The organism is Vreelandella lutescens (assembly GCF_014640815.1).
In the GTDB taxonomy this organism is placed as follows: domain Bacteria; phylum Pseudomonadota; class Gammaproteobacteria; order Pseudomonadales; family Halomonadaceae; genus Vreelandella; species Vreelandella lutescens.
Genome location: NZ_BMHM01000006.1, coordinates 65,899 through 86,721 on the forward strand (window position 1 = coordinate 65,899; position 20,823 = coordinate 86,721).

General features: G+C 55.3%; 15 protein-coding genes. 7 read left to right on the forward strand and 8 right to left on the reverse strand.

All coding sequences use genetic code 11. The features are described from left to right. Positions 1 to 3 precede the first annotated feature (3 nt). The 3 genes from IEW65_RS14890 to IEW65_RS14900 all read right to left on the reverse strand — a co-directional run bounded on the left by IEW65_RS14890 (position 4) and on the right by IEW65_RS14900 (position 4,104). A complete protein-coding gene (locus tag IEW65_RS14890) occupies positions 4 to 1,182 on the reverse strand; it encodes a vWA domain-containing protein (RefSeq protein ID WP_188640241.1) in 1,179 nt (392 codons plus the stop codon). A gap of 3 nt (positions 1,183 to 1,185) precedes the next feature. Beyond that, the gene (locus IEW65_RS14895) at positions 1,186 to 2,040 is read right to left on the reverse strand and encodes an AAA family ATPase (RefSeq protein WP_044630414.1); all 855 of its coding nucleotides are present in this window, start codon (positions 2,038 to 2,040) and stop codon (positions 1,186 to 1,188) included. Between the two features lie 90 nt (positions 2,041 to 2,130). Beyond that, positions 2,131 to 4,104, reverse strand: coding sequence for a sigma-54-dependent Fis family transcriptional regulator (locus IEW65_RS14900; protein ID WP_188640242.1), 1,974 nt, complete (start codon positions 4,102 to 4,104; stop codon positions 2,131 to 2,133). Between the two features lie 288 nt (positions 4,105 to 4,392). On the opposite strand from IEW65_RS14900, the gene IEW65_RS14905 reads away from it, so the two are divergent. Together IEW65_RS14905 and IEW65_RS14910 are read left to right on the forward strand one after the other, a co-directional pair. After that, entirely contained in the window at positions 4,393 to 6,207 is a 1,815-nt protein-coding gene (locus tag IEW65_RS14905) for an NAD(P)/FAD-dependent oxidoreductase (RefSeq protein ID WP_188640243.1), read from the forward strand. Between the two features lie 18 nt (positions 6,208 to 6,225). Then, positions 6,226 to 7,302 carry a 2,3-butanediol dehydrogenase gene (locus tag IEW65_RS14910; protein WP_308421470.1) on the forward strand — a complete coding sequence of 359 codons (1,077 nt, stop codon included), beginning with the start codon at positions 6,226 to 6,228 and terminating at the stop codon, positions 7,300 to 7,302. Positions 7,303 to 7,376: 74 nt separating this feature from the next. Here the strand turns inward: IEW65_RS14910 and IEW65_RS14915 are convergent, their stop codons facing one another. Further along, positions 7,377 to 8,141, reverse strand: a complete 765-nt coding sequence (locus tag IEW65_RS14915; protein ID WP_188640244.1) for an SDR family oxidoreductase — start codon at positions 8,139 to 8,141, stop codon at positions 7,377 to 7,379. Between the two features lie 147 nt (positions 8,142 to 8,288). On the opposite strand from IEW65_RS14915, the gene IEW65_RS14920 reads away from it, so the two are divergent. From IEW65_RS14920 to IEW65_RS14940, 5 genes are all read left to right on the forward strand, one after another. After that, positions 8,289 to 10,052, forward strand: a complete 1,764-nt coding sequence (locus IEW65_RS14920; protein WP_229755583.1) for a sensor histidine kinase — start codon at positions 8,289 to 8,291, stop codon at positions 10,050 to 10,052. After that, complete coding sequence (locus tag IEW65_RS14925) at positions 10,039 to 13,227, forward strand: response regulator (protein WP_188640245.1); 3,189 nt, start codon at positions 10,039 to 10,041, stop codon at positions 13,225 to 13,227. The genes IEW65_RS14920 and IEW65_RS14925 overlap by 14 nt, the downstream gene beginning before the upstream one ends. After that, entirely contained in the window at positions 13,224 to 13,616 is a 393-nt protein-coding gene (locus IEW65_RS14930) for a response regulator (protein ID WP_188640246.1), read from the forward strand. Before IEW65_RS14925 ends, IEW65_RS14930 begins: the two co-directional genes overlap by 4 nt. After that, entirely contained in the window at positions 13,603 to 15,264 is a 1,662-nt protein-coding gene (locus IEW65_RS14935; RefSeq protein WP_188640247.1) for a diguanylate cyclase, read from the forward strand. Before IEW65_RS14930 ends, IEW65_RS14935 begins: the two co-directional genes overlap by 14 nt. Before the next feature lie 532 nt (positions 15,265 to 15,796). Beyond that, the gene (locus IEW65_RS14940) at positions 15,797 to 16,405 is read left to right on the forward strand and encodes an OmpW/AlkL family protein (RefSeq protein WP_188640248.1); all 609 of its coding nucleotides are present in this window, start codon (positions 15,797 to 15,799) and stop codon (positions 16,403 to 16,405) included. Positions 16,406 to 16,469: 64 nt separating this feature from the next. Here the strand turns inward: IEW65_RS14940 and pepQ are convergent, their stop codons facing one another. The 4 genes from pepQ to IEW65_RS14960 are packed head-to-tail and all read right to left on the reverse strand — an operon-like array spanning position 16,470 to position 20,816. Then, positions 16,470 to 17,768 (reverse strand): Xaa-Pro dipeptidase, encoded by a 1,299-nt coding sequence (gene pepQ / locus IEW65_RS14945; protein ID WP_188640249.1) that lies wholly within the window; start codon positions 17,766 to 17,768, stop codon positions 16,470 to 16,472. 12 nt (positions 17,769 to 17,780) lie between these two features. Next, a complete protein-coding gene (locus IEW65_RS14950) occupies positions 17,781 to 18,692 on the reverse strand; it encodes a LysR family transcriptional regulator (protein WP_188640250.1) in 912 nt (303 codons plus the stop codon). A gap of 49 nt (positions 18,693 to 18,741) precedes the next feature. Next, entirely contained in the window at positions 18,742 to 19,803 is a 1,062-nt protein-coding gene (locus IEW65_RS14955) for an ABC transporter ATP-binding protein (protein WP_188640251.1), read from the reverse strand. Then, positions 19,800 to 20,816, reverse strand: coding sequence for an ABC transporter ATP-binding protein (locus IEW65_RS14960; RefSeq protein WP_188640252.1), 1,017 nt, complete (start codon positions 20,814 to 20,816; stop codon positions 19,800 to 19,802). Before IEW65_RS14960 ends, IEW65_RS14955 begins: the two co-directional genes overlap by 4 nt. Between the last annotated feature and the right edge of the window lie 7 nt (positions 20,817 to 20,823).

A 20,823-nucleotide genomic window follows, 5' to 3' on the forward strand; every position in this document is an offset into this window, starting at 1 on the left:
ACGCTACTTCGCCAATTCGCGCATGGCGGTTTCCAGGCCTTCCAGCGTCATCGGGTACATACGGTCGTCGATGAGCTCGCGGATCAACTGGGTGGAGTAGGTGTACTCCCACGCCCTGGGAGGCATTGGGTTAAGCCAGGCCAAACGGGGGAATTTCTCGGCCAAGCGTTTGAGCCACACGCCGCCAGCTTCATCGTTAAAGTGCTCGACGCTTCCGCCGCGGTGCGTGACCTCGTAAGGGGACATGGCGGCGTCACCTACGATCACCACTTGGTAATCGGCGCCGTAGGTGTGCAGCACATCCATGGTAGGGATGCGTTCGTTGCCACGGCGCTGGTTGTTTCTCCACACGCCTTCATACAGGCAGTTATGAAAGTAGAAGTGCTCCAGGTGCTTAAACTCAGAGCGGGCCGCCGAGAATAGCTCTTCACAGACGCGAATGTGGTCATCCATCGAGCCGCCTACGTCCAGAAACAGCAGCACCTTCACCGCGTTGTGGCGCTCTGGGCGCATCTGCACGTTGAGCAGCCCGGCATCCTTGGCGGTTTCACGGATGGTGCTATCCACGTCGAACTCTTCTAACGCCCCTTGGCGAGCGAATTTGCGCAGCCGCCGCAGGGCCATTTTGATATTGCGGGTGCCCAGCTCCAGCGAGTCATCGTAATCCCGAAAGCGCCGTTCATCCCACACCTTGGTAGCGCGCCGATGGCGGGAACCATCCTGCCCGATGCGAATGCCCTCTGGGTTGTAGCCGTAAGCCCCAAACGGGCTAGTGCCGCCGGTACCAATCCACTTATTGCCGCCCGCGTGGCGCTCCTTCTGCTCCTCCAGGCGTTTTTTAAAGGTCTCGATGAGTTCCTCTAAGCCACCCAAGGACTCAATCTTGGCCTTCTCTTCGTCGGTGAGCTGTTTTTCAAACTCCTGGCGTAGCCACTCATCGGGAATCAGCGCTTCGATGGCGGCGTCCATGTCCTCAAGGCCTTTAAACCAAGCGGCAAAGGCGCGATCGAAGCGGTCAAAGTGGCGCTCATCTTTGACCATGACCGTGCGCGCCACCTGATAAAACGCCTCCATATCGGCAAACACCACGCCCCGCTCGACCACGGCGTGAAGGTCCAACAGCTCCCGCAGTGACACAGGTACGCCCGCGCGTTTGAGGGTTTCAAATAAGCCGATAAACATGGCTTAGCGCCCGCTGTTCTTCTGGCGACGCATCATAAAGGCCAGGCGTTCAAGCAGGTGGGTGTCCTGCTCGTTTTTGACCAGCGCACCGGCCATGGGCGGCAGTGCTTTGGCGGGGTCGCGATGGTAGAGCGCTTCTTGCGCCAGCTCATCGGCCATCAGCAGCTTGAGCCAGTCGACCAGCTCTGAGGTTGAGGGCTTTTTCTTCAGCCCTGGAGCGCTGCGCAGGTCAAAGAAAACTTCCAATGCTTCGCTGACCAGTTTCGGGGCGATGTTCGGGAAGTGAACATCCACAATCGCCTGCATGGTCTCGCGGTCGGGGAATTCGATATAGTGGAAAAAGCAGCGGCGCAGAAAAGCATCCGGTAGTTCTTTTTCGTTGTTGGAGGTGATGACGATGATCGGGCGCTTTTCGGCGCGGATGGTTTCACCGGTTTCGTAGACGTGGAACTCCATACGGTCCAACTCTTGGAGCAGGTCGTTGGGGAATTCGATATCTGCTTTGTCGATCTCATCAATCAGCAGTACCACCCGCTCATCGGCGGTAAATGCTTCCCACAGTTTGCCGGGCTTAATGTAGTTAGCGACGTTCTCAACACCTTCTACGCCCAATTGGGAGTCCCGCAGGCGGCTCACCGCATCGTACTCATACAGCCCTTGGGCGGCTTTGGTGCTGGATTTGATGTGCCAAGTGATCAGCTTGGTGCCGAGGGATTCTGCCAGCTCTTCTGCTAATAAGGTTTTGCCGGTGCCCGGCTCGCCTTTGATGAGCAGCGGGCGCTCAAGCACCACGGCAGCATTCACCGCCTGTTTAAGCGCATTGGTTGCGATATACGAAGAAGTGGAGTCAAACGCCATAGTGGGCCTCGGCTTATTGGAAGCGTGGTGAGTATCAGATTCAAACAAGTGTACGTGAGGCTAGCCGCCCAGGCCAAGCGCCGTCCGCTGTCAGGCCTTATTCGGCGGCACGATGCCCTGGCGCTGCATTTGCCGATACACCGTTGGTCGTGAAACCCCCAGCTCGCGGGCCACGGCGCTAATGTTCCAGTGGTGTTGCTGCAGCCGTGTCACGAGATGGCTATCGGCGGCCTCGCTTTCAGTCGCGGTTATCGCAGGTGTACGAGTAATGCGCTGGCTGAGGCACTGTTCAGGCAGGTCGTACACGGTGATTTCATCACTCTCGGCGGTGGCGAGTGCAAACGCCAGGGCGTTTTTCAACTGACGAATATTGCCGGGCCAGGCGTAGGCGAGCAGCGCACTGATGGCGTCGGCCCGCAGCCGAGGGGCGGAGCTTGCGCCGCGCTCGCTCACCACATCGCTGAACACTTGGCGAATCACATAGAGCTTATCGGCCCGTTCGCGCAGCGGCGGTAAGCGCAGTTGGGCGCCGTTTAAGCGGTAGTAGAGGTCCTCACGAAACTCTCCTTGTGCAATCATGGTGTCGATGTGGCGGTGGGTGGCGGTAATCACCCGGATATCGACTTTTTCGGGTTTGTTTGCCCCTAGCGGCATGACTTCCCGCTCGGCCAGTACCCGCAGAAGACGGGTTTGCAGGGCCAGCGGCATATCGCCGATCTCATCTAAAAACAGCGTGCCGCCGTGGGCCTGGGGGATCAGCCCACGCATACCTTTTGCCCGCCCGCCGGTAAACGCGCCGGGTTCATAGCCGAACAGCTCGCTTTCGATCAGTGCTTCGGGAATCGCCGCACAGTTCACCGCAATAAAGGGGCCTTTGGCACGGTTGCCGCTGTCGTGCAGCGCACGGGCAACCACTTCTTTGCCGGTGCCGGTTTCGCCGCTGATCAGCACGTTCACACTGGCTTCGTTACACAGCCGTTCGGCCAGCTTCTGCACTTTACGTATGGCGGGGTCGTCGGCCCCCAGCCGTTCTAGCGCTGTTGGCAGCGAAGAGGCGGGCTTACCGAGTGGTGCGATGCGCGGCCTGCGCGGCTCCAGCAGGCTAATAAAGTAGATGGCGTTGCTGGCGCGGGCGCGAAACGCCCTGAGCTGGTCGTTGGTTGCGCTGTTGATGCTCAGCACATCGGCAATTTCGCACTCAAACAGCTCGCTGAGCATCGGCGCGTGGTGGGCAGACCACGGCGGCCAGCGCTGTTGGTGCGCACTGATCAGTTCGCGGCCGACGGCATTGGCGGCAATCACCTGGCCGTTCTCTTCAATGGCGATAAGCCCCCGCCCGTTCACATGCACAAACTCTCGCGAGGTATCTAAGCGCACCATTAGGCAGTCGCGGTAGCGCTGCAGGAAGTAGGCATCTTCAATCATGCGGGCGTAGAGGGTGACCAGCGAGAGGCTGAAGTTCTGGCTCTCATGTTGAGTGGGTGATTGCAGCGCCGAGATATCCAGCACGGCCATCACGTTGCCCTGCGGGTCGGCGATGGGGGCGGCGGTGCAGGTGAGTGAGATATGCGTGGCGTCGAAGTGCTCCTGGCGGTGGCAAATGATCGCTTGGCGGTCGTGCAGGCAGGTACCTACGGCACAGGTGCCTGCGAAGCGCTCGTCCCAGTCGGCACCTAAATAGAGGCCCGCTTTGCGTAGCTGCTGGTCTTGGTTGGGGTTGCCGCGAAACTCGACGGTAATGCCGCGATGGTCGGTGAGTAGCAGCACGTAGCCGAGCTGGGCGATTTGCCCGTAGAGCTGATCGACCCCGGCGCGGGCAACGTGCAGCAGCTCATCAACGGATTCCCGGTGCTCGATCAGGGTTTGTTGAGGAACCACCCGGGCAGGGCGTGGCTGCGTGGGGTCGAGTTGGTACTCGTTGAGGCAGCGCAGCCAAGAGCGGCGGATGGTGGCCTGCGCCGGAAGCTGCGGCGCATCCAGCCCTTCACCGAGCTGGAAGATGTGCTCGATATGCTGGCGCTGCACGGAGGCCAAGCGTGTCGGTGGTAGTGATGGCGTTGGCATGGCGAATCCACACACGATTATTGTTGTACTTCCAGCCTATGCGCTTTGTAGTGGGTGTCAACGAGGCTGTATTACGCCGTTAGTCGTGCGTTACACCTGTAACGTTCGCCGTACACAGGGCGTGACAGGTGTACGCGGTTTGCGCTGTTTGATAGCGATACGAAGATGCTTAATTGCTTATGTTTTTCAGACATTTATTACCGGTTTTGAGAATTTGGCACGGCGGGTGCTTAGGGTTGAGTGTCTTATCGACAGTTCAACAATAACAACGACCTTGGAGTACCCGCGATGACTCACACAGAGGTAAGTACCCCATCCAGCGCTACCAGCACCGTCAACGCATGGCTTCATGATTTTGATGAAGCGCTGCAGGCACGGGATAGTCAGCGCGTGCTGACGCTATTCAACGACGAGTGCTACTGGCGCGACTTTCTGGCGTTTACCTGGAATCTAAAAACCTGCGAAGGCAAGGAGGAAATCCAGGCCATGCTCGATGCCACGCTGGCCAATACTCAGCCTACCCAGTGGCAGCTTGACGGGGAGGCCAGCGAAAACGGTGATACCGTTGAGGCGTGGTTCACGTTTAAAACAGCCATTGCCAGCGGAAAAGGCTATGTGCGCTTGAAGAGCGGCAAGTGCTGGACGCTGCTGACCACCATGCAGGCGCTGGATGACTTCCCTGAACCCCGTAACCAACACCGCCCCAAAGGGGCCGAGCACGGTGCTAACAAACAGCGTGAAACTTGGCTGGAATCCCGTGAACGCGAGGAAGCCGAGCTTGGTTACACAAAGCAGCCTTACTGTGTGGTGATAGGCGGTGGCCAAGGCGGTATTGGCCTGGGGGCGCGGCTAAAGCAGATGGGCGTGCCCACCATCATCATCGAGCGCAACGAACGCGCGGGTGATTCCTGGCGCAAGCGCTATAAATCCCTCTGCCTGCACGACCCGGTATGGTACGACCACCTGCCTTATATTCCCTTCCCGGAGAACTGGCCGGTGTTTGCCCCGAAAGACAAAGTGGGCGACTGGCTGGAAATGTACACAAAGGTGATGGAGCTCAATTATTGGAGTTCCACGACCTGCGACAATGCACGCTTCGATGAAGCCGCAGGCGAGTGGGTCGTGAACGTGAAGCGCAACGGCGAAGAGATCACACTACGCCCGAAACAGCTGGTGATGGCTACGGGGATGTCCGGTATGCCTAACGTACCCAAGTTTGCAGGCGCGGAGAGCTTCCAGGGCGAGCAGCAGCACTCCAGCCAGCACCCAGGGCCGGATGCTTACGCGGGCAAAAAATGCGTGATTATTGGTTCGAATAACTCGGCTCACGATATTGCTGCCGCGCTCTGGGAGCACGATGCCGATGTCACCATGCTCCAGCGCTCCTCGACCCATATCGTTAAATCGGATTCATTGATGGAAGAAGTGCTGGGGCCGCTTTATTCGGAAGAGGCGGTGGCAGGCGGGCTGACCCACGAAAAAGCCGATCTGATCTTTGCTTCCATTCCTTACAAGGTGCTGCCTGACTTCCAACGTCCGGCGTTTGAGGCGATTAAACAGCGCGATGCCGAGTTTTACCAAAAGCTCGAAGACGCGGGATTTATGCTCGATTTCGGTGACGATGAGTCTGGCCTGTTTTTGAAGTACCTGCGCCGTGGCTCGGGTTACTACATCGATGTGGGGGCCTGCGATCTGGTCGCCAATGGCGATATCAAGCTGCGTAGCGGTGTCGGTATTGAGCGTATTAATCCCCACTCCATTACCTTGACCGATGGTAGCGAGCTACCGGCAGACCTCATTGTGTACGCCACCGGCTATGGCTCGATGAACGGCTGGGCGGCGCGGCTTATCTCCCAGGAAGTGGCCGATAAAGTGGGTAAATGCTGGGGCTTAGGCTCTGACACCACCAAAGACCCCGGCCCTTGGGAGGGCGAGCTGCGCAATATGTGGAAGCCTACCCAGCAGGAAGCGCTGTGGTTCCATGGCGGCAACCTGCACCAGTCTCGGCACTACTCGCACTATTTGGCGCTGCAGTTGAAGGCGCGCATGGAAGGGCTACCAACGCCTGTCTATGGGCTGCAGCCGGTTCACCACGTGGCATAAACACAGGAAGGGAAACCCATGAGTCAGTCAACGAATCAGCAACAGATGCAGGCCGCGGTATGGTATGCCGCCAAAGATCTGCGCGTTGAACACGTGCCGGTACCTACCATCAACGACCCCCATGAGGTAAAGGTGAAAGTCGCCGCCTGCGGTATTTGCGGCAGCGATTTACACGAGTATGCCGCCGGGCCGATTTTTATTCCGGTAGGCAAACCGCACCCCATTAGCGGCGAACAGGCACCGATTATTATGGGCCATGAGTTTGCGGGCGAGGTGGTAGAGGTCGGCGAGAAAGTGACGCGGGTGAAGGTAGGCGACCGTGTGGCCATTGAGCCGATTCTGTCACCTAATAAGGATGGCGCTTATCAGATGGAGCGCTACAACCTGACGCCGCTGCTCGGCTTTCACGGCCTCTCCGGCGGTGGCGGCGGATTCTCTGAGTTCACCGTGATGGGTGAGCACATGGTGCACAAACTGCCGGATGACCTCAGCTTTGAACAGGGGGCGCTGGTCGAGCCTGCGGCGGTAGCCCTGCATGCGGTGCGCCAGAGCTGCCTAAAAGCCGGGGACAGTGCCGTGGTATTTGGTGCTGGGCCGATTGGCTTAATGACCATCGAAGCGCTCAAAGCCGCCGGTGCTGCACAGATTTATGCGGTGGAAGTTGCGCCTTCTCGTAAGGCCAAAGCCGAAGCGCTAGGAGCCATCGTTGTCGACCCACAGCAAGAAGACGCAGTGGAAAAGCTACACGCCTTGAGCGGTGGCGGGGTGGACGTGGCATTTGAAGTGACGGGCATTCCCGCCGTGCTCAATCAAGCGCTGCACAGCACCCACGAAGGGGGCGAAGTAGTGGTGGTGAGTATTTGGGAGGGAGAAGCCAGTTTTCACCCCAACGACTTGGTAATCAAAGAGCGCACCATGAAAGGCATTATTGCCTATCGCCATGTGTATCCGGCGGTGATGGCGCTGATGCAGCGGGGCTACTTCCGCGCCGAGGATATGGTCACTCAACGCATTCCGCTGGCGGATATTGTAGAGGAGGGCTTTGAAGCCCTGCTGAGCGATAAGGCACAGGTGAAGATTATCGTCACGCCTTAGGCTCGCCTTTCGAGTCATGCAAAGGCCATCTACGGATGGCCTTTTTTAATGGTTTTTTTTGGTGGGCGGTGCCGCTACTCGGCATAGATCATTTTGCGCGTCATTCCGCCGTCGGCGACAAAGTTCTGACCGGTAATAAAGCCAGATTCTTTAGAGAGCAGAAAGCGGGTGAGCGCGGCAATGTCTTCGGGAGTGCCCACGCGACCGACCGGGTGCTGTTCGCGGTCGATATCACGGTGCTCCACCGGCTGCTGGCGGTTGGGTTTTTGCCAGTCGCCGACTTCAATCCAGCCTGGGCTAATGGCATTGACGCGGATATCAGGGCCAAGACTCACCGCCAGTGCATGAGTGAGTGCCACAATGCCACCTTTGCTGGCGGCATAGGCCTCGGTATCTGGCTCCGATTGAAGCGCGCGGGAAGACGCCATCAGCACGATGCTGCCGCCGTGAGGGCGTAAATAAGGTGCCCCATGTTTGGCGCACAAAAAGGTACCAGTGAGATTAGTGTTTAAGTAGGCCTGCCATGTTTCCAATGACAGCTGCTCTACCGAGCCATGAAAGGGGTCGGCAATGCCCGCGTTATGCACGATGCCATCTAGGCGGCCAAAGTGATCGACTGTTTTTGCCAGGCTATTGGCCACTTGCGTCTCGTCACTGACGTCTGATGGGAGTGTTAATAGATGGTCTGGGTGGGGCAGTCTTTCAGCGGCGGCGCTAAGGGCTTCCTCATCAATATCGGTCATGGCGACACGGTGGCCGTCGGCGAGCAAGGCCTGGGCAATGCCAAGACCAATGCCTTGGGCACCGCCGGTGATGTAGTAAACGCGAGATGGGGACATGGGGTTTTCCACCGTAATGAGAGAGTGTCTAGCGCTACTCGCTGCTGCAAATGTGAAATATCGATACAGCTAACGACAGCGGCTGAATTAATGCATACATTGACATTAACTAAACGAGCTTAGCGGCGCTACGCCCGATGGATGATATTGGCTATTACATACCTTGAGGTTTTTGCCATGGTGGAGAGTGAGCAAGCGCGCCTGATGGCGTTACGCAGCTTAGCTATTTTGGATACGCCACCTGAGGAGCGCTTTGACCGGATCACTCGACTTGCCACGCGTCTTTTTGACGTCGATATTGCGCTTGTTTCGTTAGTCGACGAGGAGCGCCAGTGGTTCAAGTCGCGCCAAGGATTTTCGTTGACGCAAACCTGTCGCCAAGAATCGTTTTGTGCCCATGCCATTCAGGGCGAGGGTATTTTTGAAATTGAAGATGCCAGCCAAGACTCCCGATTTGAAGCTAATGTGTTAGTGACGGCACGTCGTGGCATTCGTTTTTATGCAGGAGTGCCGCTCACGACCGCCGACGGCTTTCGCGTGGGTACGTTATGCATTATCGACTCAAAGCCGAGACGTTTAACTCAGCATCAACGCCAAGCATTAAAGGATTTAGGCGCCTGTGCAGAGGATGAAATTAAACGTAGTGGGCTTGAGAGCGAGCTTGCAAGGGTGAATGAAGCCCAACGTCGTTTAGCAGAGAATGAAAATCGCCAGCGTTTATTGGTAGAGGCACTGGCTTCGTTAAACGACATTAGCACGTCGAGCCACTTAAATTTGGATCAACAGCTGCAGGCGTCTCTCGCCTTGGGATGCCGCTTTCTGCAGCTACAAATTGGGATTATTAGCCGCATCAATAAAGGTATTTTTGAGGTGGTGTCTGTCACTGCACCTTCGGATGTCACGATTAGCGCCGGTCAGTGCCTGCCGTTAGCCAATACCTACTGTGATATGACGCTCAAGCACAACGGAATGCTGGCGGTGCATAATGCGGGCAATTCCGATGTGAGACACCACCCGTGTTACGACACCTTTGGTCTGGAAGCCTATATCGGTTGCGCTATCCAACTGGGTGGGCAGCTATTTGGGACAGTGAGCTTCTCTTCAGCGATGCCTCGACCTCAGCCTTTTGCTGAAACTGACACCCTCTTTTTAAAGCTATTGAGCCGTTGGATTGGTGCTGCCCTGGAGCGGCAGCAGGTGGATGCGCTCAAAAATGAGTTCGTTTCTACGGTGAGCCATGAGCTTCGCACGCCGCTTACGGCGGTTACCGGAGGTCTAAAGCTAGTGCTGGGGGGGGCCACAGGTGAGCTGTCTGGGCAAACCCGCCAGATGCTATCGATGGCACTGAAAAACAGCGATCGACTGGTTTTACTGATCAATGATCTTCTGGATATTGAAAAACTGTTGGCAGGACAATTAAATTTTATTTGCCGCCCTAGAGAGCTAGGCCTGTTGCTCAATGCGGCGCTTCAGGAAAATCAGCCTTACGCTGAGCAGTATGGTGTCAAACTTCGCTTAACCCCGCTCTCTGCTGAACGTTTTATTAACGTTGATGCTCTTCGGTTTCAGCAGGTCATGGCCAACCTACTTTCGAATGCAGCTAAATTTTCTTCATTGAATAGTGAAGTCGTTATTTTTTGCGATGAATGTGATAAGAGTGTACGCATTAATGTAAAGGATATGGGCTGCGGTATTCCGGAAGAGTTTAGGGCGAGAATTTTTCAGAAATTTTCGCAAGCGGATGCCAGTGATCGACGCGTTAAGGGAGGAACGGGGTTGGGACTTTCTATTAGCAAAGCCATTTCAGAACAAATGGGCGGTACCATTGGGTTTAACTCTGTCGAAGGTGAAGGCAGTACGTTTTATGTTGTATTCCCCTATGTAGAGGGAGCCTATCGTGTTGCGCCTTGACCGAACCACGCTGCCTGGCGGAGCTCGCATGTACGGTGGGTTGCTGCTTGCCCTCCTGTTGATCGCAGGTGTTGCAGGAAATATGCTGCAGCTCTCGGTGCTTTTTAACGTCTATTTTGTCTTTGGCTCGGTAGCCGTCATGTTGGCCATCGCCTGGTTGGGCACTTGGCCTGCGGTGTTGGTAGGGTTAGCGTCTGGGCTTTATACCTATGTCTTTTGGGAAAACCCGGTCACCGTTATTGTGTTTGTTTTAGAAGCCATCGTTGTCTCGTGGCTTTATCATCATAAAGTTAAAAATCTAATTGTTGCCAGCTCGCTTTATTGGGTGGCAATTGCTGCACCGATTGACTTTCTCCTTTTTCCCTATTGGTTAGATTGGAGCCAGGAGTTAACGCTGCTGGTATACCTAAAGCAAGCCATCAACGGTGTTTTGAATGCGGTGATCGCGAGTGCCATTATTATTGTCTGTGGCCTGTCTAAGCGTGCATGGCTGCCCAAGGCGGGCGCTCTTTTAACCCTGAAACACCTCCTTTTTTGTGCTCTGCTGTCGGTTACACTCATGACGGGCATCCCGCTGATTCTTTATGAAGGCCACGCCATGCGTCAGGGCCAAGAGCGCTTTGTGGATCAAACGCTGTCATCCCTGGGTAGCGAGCTGATTGGCCGGCTATCCGAGCCAGATGCCGACCAGCGCTATACCTACCACATTGGGCGCGTACGCGGAGGCAATAATGTCAGTATTGGCCTCTTAGATGCGGAGGGTAACCTGCTTGGTCAAGTCGGTAGCCTTAACTCATTAACCCTCTCACCCGGCGACGAGTTGATAGAGGTTAATGAGCGCACAATGATGTGGCTCCCAGGCGGTTTGGACAACCCCGCTGTGCGCTTTGGGCAAGGGCAGTATACGTTACGAATGCCAGCGCAAAACGTGGCAGGCGTAGACCAAGTGGTGCTGGAGACGCCGGCGCTCCCCACGGTGCGCGCCATGGAATCCTACCGTACGGTGCTATTTGCGATGTTAGCGGCGGTGTTGGGCTTTGGTATTTTGATCGCAGAGCTATTAAGCCGCATGATCACCCAGCCGCTGCTTCGGTTGGGGAGAAAAGGCCGCACACTGAGTGACAGTATTGCTAACGGCAAAACGCCGACGCTGCCCAGTAGCCGCATTGTCGAATTTCAACAGCTATCCGACTTGCTGGGGGCGATGAGTATTGAGCTAAGCGATTCGTTTAAGCGTCTTCATCACACTCAGGGTAACTTAGAGAGAGAAGTGGAGCAGCGCACCAAAGCGCTCGCCAGTAGCAATGACCTGTTAAGTTCAGTGATGGATGCCGCTTCCGACTTTGCGATCATTGCCACCGATACCCAAGGGGTGATTAAGCTCTTCAACAAGGGAGCTGAAAATATTCTCGGCTATCAGGCCAGTGAGATTGTTGGGTTACATACCCCCATGCTGTTCCATGATGCGGATGAAGTAGAGCAACGGCTGATTCAACTGAACCAAAGTGTTGGCTATACGCTAACGCCTTTTGAAGTGTTTACTCATCGCGCCGTGATGGATAAGCGCGATGCAAAAGAGTGGTTCTATATTACCCGCTCAGGTGAACGTATCCCGATTAAATTGGTGGTGACGGCCATTAGGGATCAGCAATGGAATATTACTGGCTATTTAGGCATTGCTGAGGATATCTCTGAGTCGAAGCGGATAGAGCAAATGAAAAATGAGTTCATTGCCACCGTTAGCCACGAGCTACGAACGCCCTTGACGTCTATCTCCGGGGCATTAGGTATGGTATCCGCGGGAGCGCTAGGCAGCGTTCCCGATACAGTGATGCGAATGGTGAATATTGCCCATAAAAATAGCCAGCGGCTGACGCACCTCATCAATGACTTGTTGGATATCGAGAAAATTGCCGCCGGTAAACTGGCCTTTGATATGCAGTGGCAGCCGTTACAGCGCTTGCTGGAAAGTGCCATTGAGGAGAACCGTCATTACCGCCATGAACGCCGTGTGAGCTTACATCTTGATAACCCTTACTCGGACAGCCAGGTGCGGGTAGATGGGCAGCGCTTGCAGCAGGTCATGGCGAACTTACTCTCTAACGCGGTGAAGTTTTCACCAGAGGGTGGAGAGGTACATATTACCGTTGAGAAGCAGGCGCAATCGATTACCGTCAGCGTAAAAGATGATGGCCCGGGTATACCTGAGCATTTCAAAGCACATATTTTTAGTAAATTTGCGCAGGTAGATGCTTCTGATTCTCGGGCAAAAGGGGGGACTGGGCTTGGCTTAGCGATTACCCGAGAGCTTATCGAGCACATGGAAGGCTCCATGGGCTTTACCTCTCATGAAGGCGAGGGGAGCTGTTTCTGGTTCTCGCTACCCTTACACCCATCAGACACCGTGGGCGATCATCAGGAGCAAGGTGCTGAAGGTGGGCGAGTGCTCGTCATAGAAGATGATCCTTCGGTAGTACGAGTGCTGTATGAAACGTTGTCCCAGGCGGGGTATGAAGTGGATTCAGCGCTGAATGGCGCCATGGCGCTAAAGAAGCTGGCTAACCAACGTTATGACGCTATTACGGTAGATATTGGTTTGCCGGATATGAGTGGGTTTGACGTGATCCATGCCCTCCGGGAGCAGCGCGCCTCCAAGCATACGCCAGTGTTGGTTGTTACAGGCAGTGTAGAGCGTGGCAAGGTGGCGCTGGAAGGCCATCTAGAAGACATCGCATGGTTGGCTAAACCTATTCAAACTCAGCACCTGCTGGCGCTGCTTGGCGAGCAAATACAGGCACATCAAGAGCGCTTAACGCTGCTGCATATTGAGGACGATCCTGACCTGCACGCGGTTATTCGCGCCATGCTCAGTGAACATGCAGAGTGTGAGCATGCAGTGAGTGTTGCCATGGCGCGGCGCTTATTATCCTACCGCCGTTATGACGCCATTATTCTTGATATTGGCCTGCCGGATGGAGAAGGGTGGGAACTGTTAGAGCAGATTCGTCACGCACAGCCACGCGCTCGGATTATTATTCTTTCTGGTCAATCAATCAGTGAAGCAGATCAACATCGTGTTGAGACTGTTTTTCTAAAATCGCGCATTAGCCCAGCGCAGCTGCTTGTGGCTATTCAACAACGAACCCAACTGGCGCAGACGGTGGAAAACGGATGAGCAGTTTAGAGCGTATTCTGTATGTCGAAGATGACCCTGATATCCAAACGGTAGCAGCGCTTGCGCTGGAAGTGGTCGGTGGTTTTAATGTCAAAGTGTGCTCCTCGGGGGAGCAGGCATTGGAAGAGGCAGTGGCTTATGCACCGGATATGATTCTTCTGGATGTGATGATGCCCGGTATGGATGGGCCATCCACTTTAATGGCGCTGCGACAACTGCCTAGTCTTGAGAAAATACCCGTCGCGTTTATGACCGCTAAAGTGCAGCCCCACGAGGTGGACCAACTCATTGCACTAGGTGCTGAAAGTGTGATTGCCAAGCCGTTTGACCCCATGACGCTGGCCAATCAAGTTCGCACTCTTTGGGAGCAGGCGTGTGGTAAATCGTGATCAACACTCGTTAGAGCACAAGCTGTCGCTGTTAAAACAGACCTATCAACAAAATCTGCAGAAAGAACTTGCCTCTTTGTGCCAAGTTCTCAACGCCATGCAGCAGACCCTGCGAGCACAGCTCATGGCAGCAGGCGACAGTCCCGTTGCCGAGCAGCAGGCGTCTCGCGAGATGCTGACGGATGTTTATCGGCGATTGCATAAACTAGCCGGGTCAGCGGGCACCTTTGGGTTTGATGCAATTGGTAGCCAAGCACGTATCTTGGAAGGGGGCCTAAAGCGCTGGCTGGAAGAGAGCGACCAAGAGATAGACCTGCAGCTGGTTAACGTCGTGAGCAGTCAACTGCAGTCGATGCAGGTAGAGTTGATCCCTAGCTTGCAAAGTGCGCCTACGATTGAGACGCCTCAGGAAATGGATGGCTCCACCGTAACGATATGGTTGATTGAAGAGGACGCAAACCTCGGCAGGCATATCCGCGAGCAGTTAACAAACTTCAGCTATGACGTGCGCCTCTTCAATTCGGTGCCGGAGGCGTGTCAGCACATGGAAGACACGTCGCCCGATATCTTAATTGTGGATGCGATGGCTGGTGTGGGGCATCTTTCGCCTCTTCAAGCATTGTCGTGCCCTCTGCTGTTTATCAGCGACTGCGACACCTTTGATGCTCGTATGCGTGCCGCGCAATTGAACGCTCATGGCTATTTTTTAAAGCCATTAAATATTCCACAGCTGGTGAATCGACTTGAGCAGCTGCTCCAAGAGCGGCAATCTCCTCCTGCGCGCATTCTGGTGGTCGATGACGATCAGCAGCTGGCTGCCTACTATCAGCTGGTGCTGGAAGCGGCAGGGATGGAAGTACGCATTCTGGATAATCCGCGCCACATTATTGACCAGCTGAGTTCGTTTAGGCCGGAATTGCTGTTGATGGACGTGCATATGCCTGATTACGACGGCCCCGATTTGGCCTCAGTGGTTAGGCAGTACGACGAGTGGAGCAGCCTGCCCATTGTCTTCTTATCTGCCGAGATGGATTTAGGCAAACAGGTAGATGCCTTAAGTCACGGCGCAGACGACTTCCTTACCAAGCCCATTTTGGCCGCTCAGTTAGTGGCTTCGATACGCGTGCGAGTGGCGCGCTCACGCACGCTGTCGGCATTACTCAACAAAGACAGCTTAACGGGCCTGTTAAAGCACGCCAGCATCAAAAGTGCTGCGATTAACGAAATTAGCCGTGGCTACCGTCAACGTTACTCCGTCGTGGTCGCCATGGTAGATATTGATCACTTCAAATCGGTGAACGATACCTACGGTCATGCAACGGGCGATGTGGTTATCGCCTCTGTGGCGACCCTGTTGCGCCAGCGATTGCGGCAAACGGATATGATTGGCCGCTATGGGGGCGAGGAGTTTTTAGTGGTCTTGCCTCACTGCAGCGCAGACGATGGCCGTAAGCGGCTAGAGGATATTCGAGAATACTTTTCTCGGCTACGCTTCAGCCAAGGAGACCAGGAGTTCGCCTGTACGCTCTCAGCGGGCATGGTGTGCAGCATCGATGTCGCTGAACACGACCATGACCGTCTATTAGTGTTGGCAGATGAGGCGCTTTATCGTGCTAAGCGCGGTGGCCGAAATCAAGTGTGCCAGTAATTCCGCCTTGCTATGGCCGCTGAATGATTCTTTATGAGGCAATGTAGGTGAAAATGCTCAGTGCTGGTGCGCTTTTGGAGGTATGACCGGTGAATTCAATGCTTTCTTATTGTTGTTTTCCTCTAAAGCATTGTTTTTAATTTAAAAAATTATTTGTGGCACGCTGATCGCAATATAAAAGGTAAGAAGCAAATGAATAGAGTCATTCGCGTCATGATGGATTCGACAGCTAATGCTCTCCCTTCTTTGCTATGTCGCCGCGGCGCTGCCCGTCGACACACCGAGTGAGCTGGCGTGCTCCACCTGGGTCCCCTTCGGGGGACTTTTTTTATGCCTGTTAGTTACCTGACGGTGGATTGATTCAGACAGCAGGCAGCCTCGAAGAGCTGGTTAACAAAAGCTATCAGGAAAACAAAACTTATAATAAAATTTCACAGGAAATTTGGAAACAGTGTTCGTATACTATATATTGTATAGGTAAGCTGGTGTTGACCAGCACCAATCCCAAGCAAGACGCAAGAGGATGACCCTGATGAGCAAAATGAAATTGATCACCGCCGCCATTGTTTCCGCCAGCGCTGTTATGGCTAGCCAAGCGGTCATGGCCTATGAAGCAGGCGATGTCTTTGTTCGCGGTGGTGTTGCCCAAACGGATACGGGCTCAGGTAATGGCGACGTTGGTGGTGCAGACCTCAACGTACAAAGCGCACGCGGTTTTACGTTCGGTGCGGGTTACCTGTTCAGCGACCAATTTGGCGTTGAACTCAACAGCTCTGAAAAATTCGAGCACGATTTAAATACGACTCCTGGTGGTAGCGCAGGCAGCGTTGATCGTTTGCCGGTCAATCTGCTGGTGAACTACTACCCGATGGGCGGGCTGGATTCTAAAGTGCAGCCTTACGTTGGCCTAGGCTTGAATTACACTCGCTTCTCTGGCGAACCAACAGGCCTGAGCATCGATGAGAGCTACGGTGTGATTGGCCAGGCAGGCGTTGATTTGGCAGTCACCAACAACATCATGCTGAACGGCTATGTTAGCTATGCCGACGTCAATGCAGATATTAACTCTGGCGGCGCAACCATTGGCGAAGTCGACATTGAGCCTGTCACGATTGGCGGCGGTATCACTTACCGTTTCTAATATCGGCTTGATAAATAAACGCCCGGCTACGAACGCGTAGCCGGGCGTTTTTATATGCAATACCCTACTGCGTCAGGTTATCCGCACCGTTTTCGGTGACCAAAATATTGTCTTCAATGCGAATGCCGCCGCACACGGCTAGTGTATCGACCAACCCCCAATTAATCGGCAGCGCTTTGTTGCGAAGCGGTGCTAGCAACATGGGAATAAAGTAGAGCCCTGGTTCAATAGTAACGACCATGCCGGGGCGCAGCGTGCGGGTGAGCCGCAGGGCAGGGTGAGTCTTAGGCGCTGGAGAGGGCGTGCCGTCTGGGTGCATTAAGCCCGCCACGTCGTGCACTTGAATGCCTAGAGAGTGCCCCAGCCCATGTGGGCAGAAAGCCCGCGTGATTCCCTCTTCAACAGCGCTTTCAGCGCTGCCTTCATAAATTCCATGAGCCACTAGAATATCGGCTAAGCTGCGGTGCATCTGTTCATGCAGTGAGAGGAACTCGACGCCAGGGCCTATATGCGCGATGAGCGCATCTTTTAGGCCGTGCATGGCGGTAATTAAGTCGCCAAATTCGCCAGGGGCATCTGGGCCTGCATAGGTGCGGGTGATATCGGCACAGTAGCCGCGAAAGCGTCTGCCCGCATCTACCAGTAGGCTGTAACGCTGCTTGGGGGCTGACAGATCATAACGCTGGTAGTGTAAAACGCCTGCGTGCTGGTTGAGCCCGATGATATTTTGATAGGGCACTTCCGACTCACGCTGACGGCTGGCTCCTAAATAGGCTAACTGAATATCCAGTTCGGCAGCCGCGCCGATAAAAGCTGCATTGGCCGCTTGGTGCCCTGCTACGGCCAAGCGATTGGCTTCCCGTAGGCAGGTGATTTCATAAGCGGATTTTACCATCCGCAGTTCGTCTAGCTCGCGCACTAGCGCGTCAGGATGCAATGTGGCGGCTTTCGCCAGTTGCTCAGCGCTCTCCAGCCCTATTACATCGCCAATAATGGCGGCCCGACCCGACAGGGGCGGGGTGATCTTGTCGCTGCACAGGTGGACATCAAACTCAGCTACCCAGGGCTCTTCCGGTAGCTGAGTGGGCAGGTGCCAAAAGTCTGCGGGGGCATACAGGTAAAGCTGAGGGCGTTGATTGGGTTGAATCACCAGCCAGCTATGTTGAACGTCTGCCATCCCCACCCAGTGGATAAAGTGACCATAAGACTGAAAGCTCGTGGCGTGGTCATCCGCGAAATGGTTGCGTGCATGACCGCTGTAAATGGCCAGGCTGTCCAACTGGTGGGCAGCCAGGCACTCTTGGTAAGCAAGGTTCAGCGCCGCGATATGCTCGCGCTGCTGTTGGTAAAGCGTTGCTGACATGTAAGGGTCCTTTCAAAGTCGGGGCGGTGTAAGCTCGCTCCACAGGCTGTCTAACTCGGCATGGTGCTGGCTTTGGTGGCGATAGAGCCGCAGTTCCATCGGCACATCCCAGCGGCTGTCGCCAGCCCTCACCAGCGTGCCGTTGGTTAATTCAGCGGCCACATTGCGTTCGGGCAGCCAGCTCATGCCGTAGCCCAGCATTACCAGCTCTTTAATGCCCGCCGCGTAGAGGTTCTCACTTTGGGCTGTGAGGTACGTGCTTTGCGGTAAACGTGCTAGGTGCGCTTTCACGGCTGAGCCTAAAAGCCCTCGCTTGGGGTAGGCCAGCCACGGCGTTGGCTGCTGGCGTGCCCCTGGCAACAATGCGCAGGGGCTACCATCCGCTGTTAGCCCCGTAACGGGAATTAATCGCTCATGGCCAATCACTCGGTACGTGCAGGCGCTGGTATCAATATCCAGATCACAGCGACCAATCGGCCAGTAGCAAATGGCTAAATCGCACTCTGCCCGGGCCAGTGCCTGAAAATAGTCGTTGGCCACCCAGCCTGTAGCGCGCAGGTAGGGCTGTACGCGTGCTTGCCAGCCAGTGCTGGCAAGCCATTCAGGCAAAAAGTGCGCCAGCAAACTCTGTGGAGCTGCCACCATAATGCGGCGCTGCTGCCCGGCGCTGATTTCACGAACGCGATCACGCGTTAAGCGAACCCGGTCGGTGACTTGTTCGCAAAGCGTTAAAAACTCCTCCCCCGCAGGCGTTAACGACAGCGGTAGCGTTTGCCGATTAATCAACGTAACCCCCATCTCTTCCTCTAACAACTTAATGCGCCGGGAAAAAGTAGGCTGAGTCACATGCTGTTCATCAGCAGCACGGGAGAAGTGTCGCGTTCTGGCCAGGGCAATAAAGTCTTCTAGCCAGCGAATTTCCATGCCTTACCTCGCAAAGCGCTCACACGTGTGGCGGTTGAGTGGGCCGCGCTCATAGGCGACCTTCCTCAACAGCGTGACACGCAACGCGGGTACCGTCATCCTGGGTTTTAAGCGCCGGGATCTCCTGTTTACAACGGGCATTCGCATAGGGGCAACGGCCATGAAATACGCAGCCGCTGGGCAGGTTCACGGGTGTTGGCACCTCACCTGTCAGGCGAATATGCTGAGGACGGTCATCTTCCAAGCGAGGAATGGCCGACAGCAGCGCCTGGGTATAGGGGTGGCGGGGTTTGGCAAACAGCGTTGCCGTCGTGGCGACCTCACATACCGTGCCCAGATACATGACCGCCACGCGGGTACCAAAGTGCTCTACCACCGCTAAATCGTGGGTGATAAACAAGTAGGTGAGGTTACGATCCCGCTGAGCGTCCATCAGCAGGTTGAGCACCTGGGCCTGAATCGATACGTCCAGTGCTGAGATGGGCTCATCTGCCACGATAAATTCAGGGTCTACTGCGAGCGCGCGTGCAATCGCAATCCGCTGGCGCTGGCCGCCAGAGAACTCGTGACCAAAGCGTTTGCCCCAGTCTGGGTCGATGCCCACCGAGCGCATCACTTCCTCTACTTTGTCGAGGATCTGCTGGCGGCTCCAGTCCGGGTGGTGCAAGCGCAGCGGCTCTTCCAGGGTTTGCTGAATCGTCATGCGCGGGTTAAGCGACGCATAGGGGTTCTGAAAAATCATCTGCATGCGCTTGCGGTAGGGCAGCAGCTGCTTCGAGCTGAGGTTATCGATACGCTGGCCGTCGTAACGAATCTCACCTTCAGAGGGGGAGATCAGACCCATGACCGTGCGTGCGACGGTGGACTTGCCGCAGCCAGACTCACCCACTACGCAGAGTGCTTCGCCGCGTTTGATATCCAGGTTCACGCCATTAATCGCGTGCACATACTCTTGATGGCGAACCAGCTTGCCGCCTTTGAAGCGCAGCTGTTCTAAAAAATCACCGGACAGCGAGAAGCGTTTTTTCAGGCCACGAATCTGTAACAGCGATTCGTTGCTCTCCTCATTTTGCGTCGGGGTAACGGCGATGGTTTCAGCCTGAGCGTTCATAGGCTCTCCTCCTTCAAGCGGCGGTCCTCAAGCATTTCCGCCACCATATGGCAGGCAACGCGGCAGTTACCGGAGTCAACAAAGTCGGGTACTTGTTGGGTACACGCAGGGCGGGGCTGGCCGTCGGCACGGTTGATAAAGTCGCAGCGTGGATGAAACGCGCAGCCGCTGGGCAGGTTAGAGAGCGACGGCATGCTGCCCCGGATCTGGTTGAGCTTTTCGCCCGGCGTTGCCATTTGCGGCAGCGCGTTAATTAAGCCCTGGGTGTAGGGGTGCTGGGGGTCATTGATGATTTCCCGCGTAGGGCCTTGCTCAATGACGCGTCCGGCGTACATGACCAGCATGCGCTGCGTCACTTGGCTGACCACACCCAGGTCATGGGTGATCAGAATCAAGCCTACGTTGTGCTGCTCACACAGCTCCAACAACAGCGCCATGATTTCAGCCTGAATCGTCACGTCCAGTGCCGTGGTGGGCTCGTCGGCGATAATAATGTCCGGGTCGAGCAGTAGGGCAATGGCGATGATAATACGCTGGCGCATACCGCCAGATAGCTCGTGGGGGTACTGATCCAAGCGCTTTTCGGGCGATGGGATCTGCACCTGGCGCAGCTTATCCAAAGCGATGCCGCGCGCTTCTTTGGTAGAGATACGACGGTGTGCCTTTAAGCACTCCACCATCTGTTCTCCGATGGAGAGCACTGGGTTCAGGGTCATCATCGGATCTTGAAAGATCATCGATATGCGGTTGCCACGCACTTTGCGCAGGCCCCGCTCTGACATGGTGTTGAGTGTTTTACCTTCAAATTTAATGCTGCCCCCAGCAATAAAGCCGGGCTTGGCGATTAAGTTCAAAAGCGAGAAGGCGGCGACAGATTTACCCGCGCCAGACTCGCCCACAATGCCCAAACGCTCCCCGCGTTCCAGGGTGAAGTTAACATCGCGCAGGGCGCGCACTTCGCCTTGACGTAAAGCAAAGCGGACATCGAGTTGAGAGACTTCAAGAAGTGCCATGGTGTCC

Bases quoted from the DNA above. Each gene is read 5' to 3' on its own strand.
- IEW65_RS14910 (WP_308421470.1), top strand. From the start codon at position 6,226: ATGAGTCAGTCAACGAATCAGCAACAGATGCAGGCCGCGGTATGGTAT.
- IEW65_RS14890 (WP_188640241.1), bottom strand. From the start codon at position 1,182: ATGTTTATCGGCTTATTTGAAACCCTCAAACGCGCGGGCGTACCTGTG.
- IEW65_RS14895 (WP_044630414.1), bottom strand. From the start codon at position 2,040: ATGGCGTTTGACTCCACTTCTTCGTATATCGCAACCAATGCGCTTAAA.
- IEW65_RS14960 (WP_188640252.1), bottom strand. From the start codon at position 20,816: ATGGCACTTCTTGAAGTCTCTCAACTCGATGTCCGCTTTGCTTTACGT.
- IEW65_RS14915 (WP_188640244.1), bottom strand. From the start codon at position 8,141: ATGTCCCCATCTCGCGTTTACTACATCACCGGCGGTGCCCAAGGCATT.
- pepQ (WP_188640249.1), bottom strand. From the start codon at position 17,768: ATGTCAGCAACGCTTTACCAACAGCAGCGCGAGCATATCGCGGCGCTG.
- IEW65_RS14900 (WP_188640242.1), bottom strand. From the start codon at position 4,104: ATGCCAACGCCATCACTACCACCGACACGCTTGGCCTCCGTGCAGCGC.
- IEW65_RS14950 (WP_188640250.1), bottom strand. From the start codon at position 18,692: ATGGAAATTCGCTGGCTAGAAGACTTTATTGCCCTGGCCAGAACGCGA.
- IEW65_RS14905 (WP_188640243.1), top strand. From the start codon at position 4,393: ATGACTCACACAGAGGTAAGTACCCCATCCAGCGCTACCAGCACCGTC.
- IEW65_RS14955 (WP_188640251.1), bottom strand. From the start codon at position 19,803: ATGAACGCTCAGGCTGAAACCATCGCCGTTACCCCGACGCAAAATGAG.
- IEW65_RS14940 (WP_188640248.1), top strand. From the start codon at position 15,797: ATGAGCAAAATGAAATTGATCACCGCCGCCATTGTTTCCGCCAGCGCT.
- IEW65_RS14930 (WP_188640246.1), top strand. From the start codon at position 13,224: ATGAGCAGTTTAGAGCGTATTCTGTATGTCGAAGATGACCCTGATATC.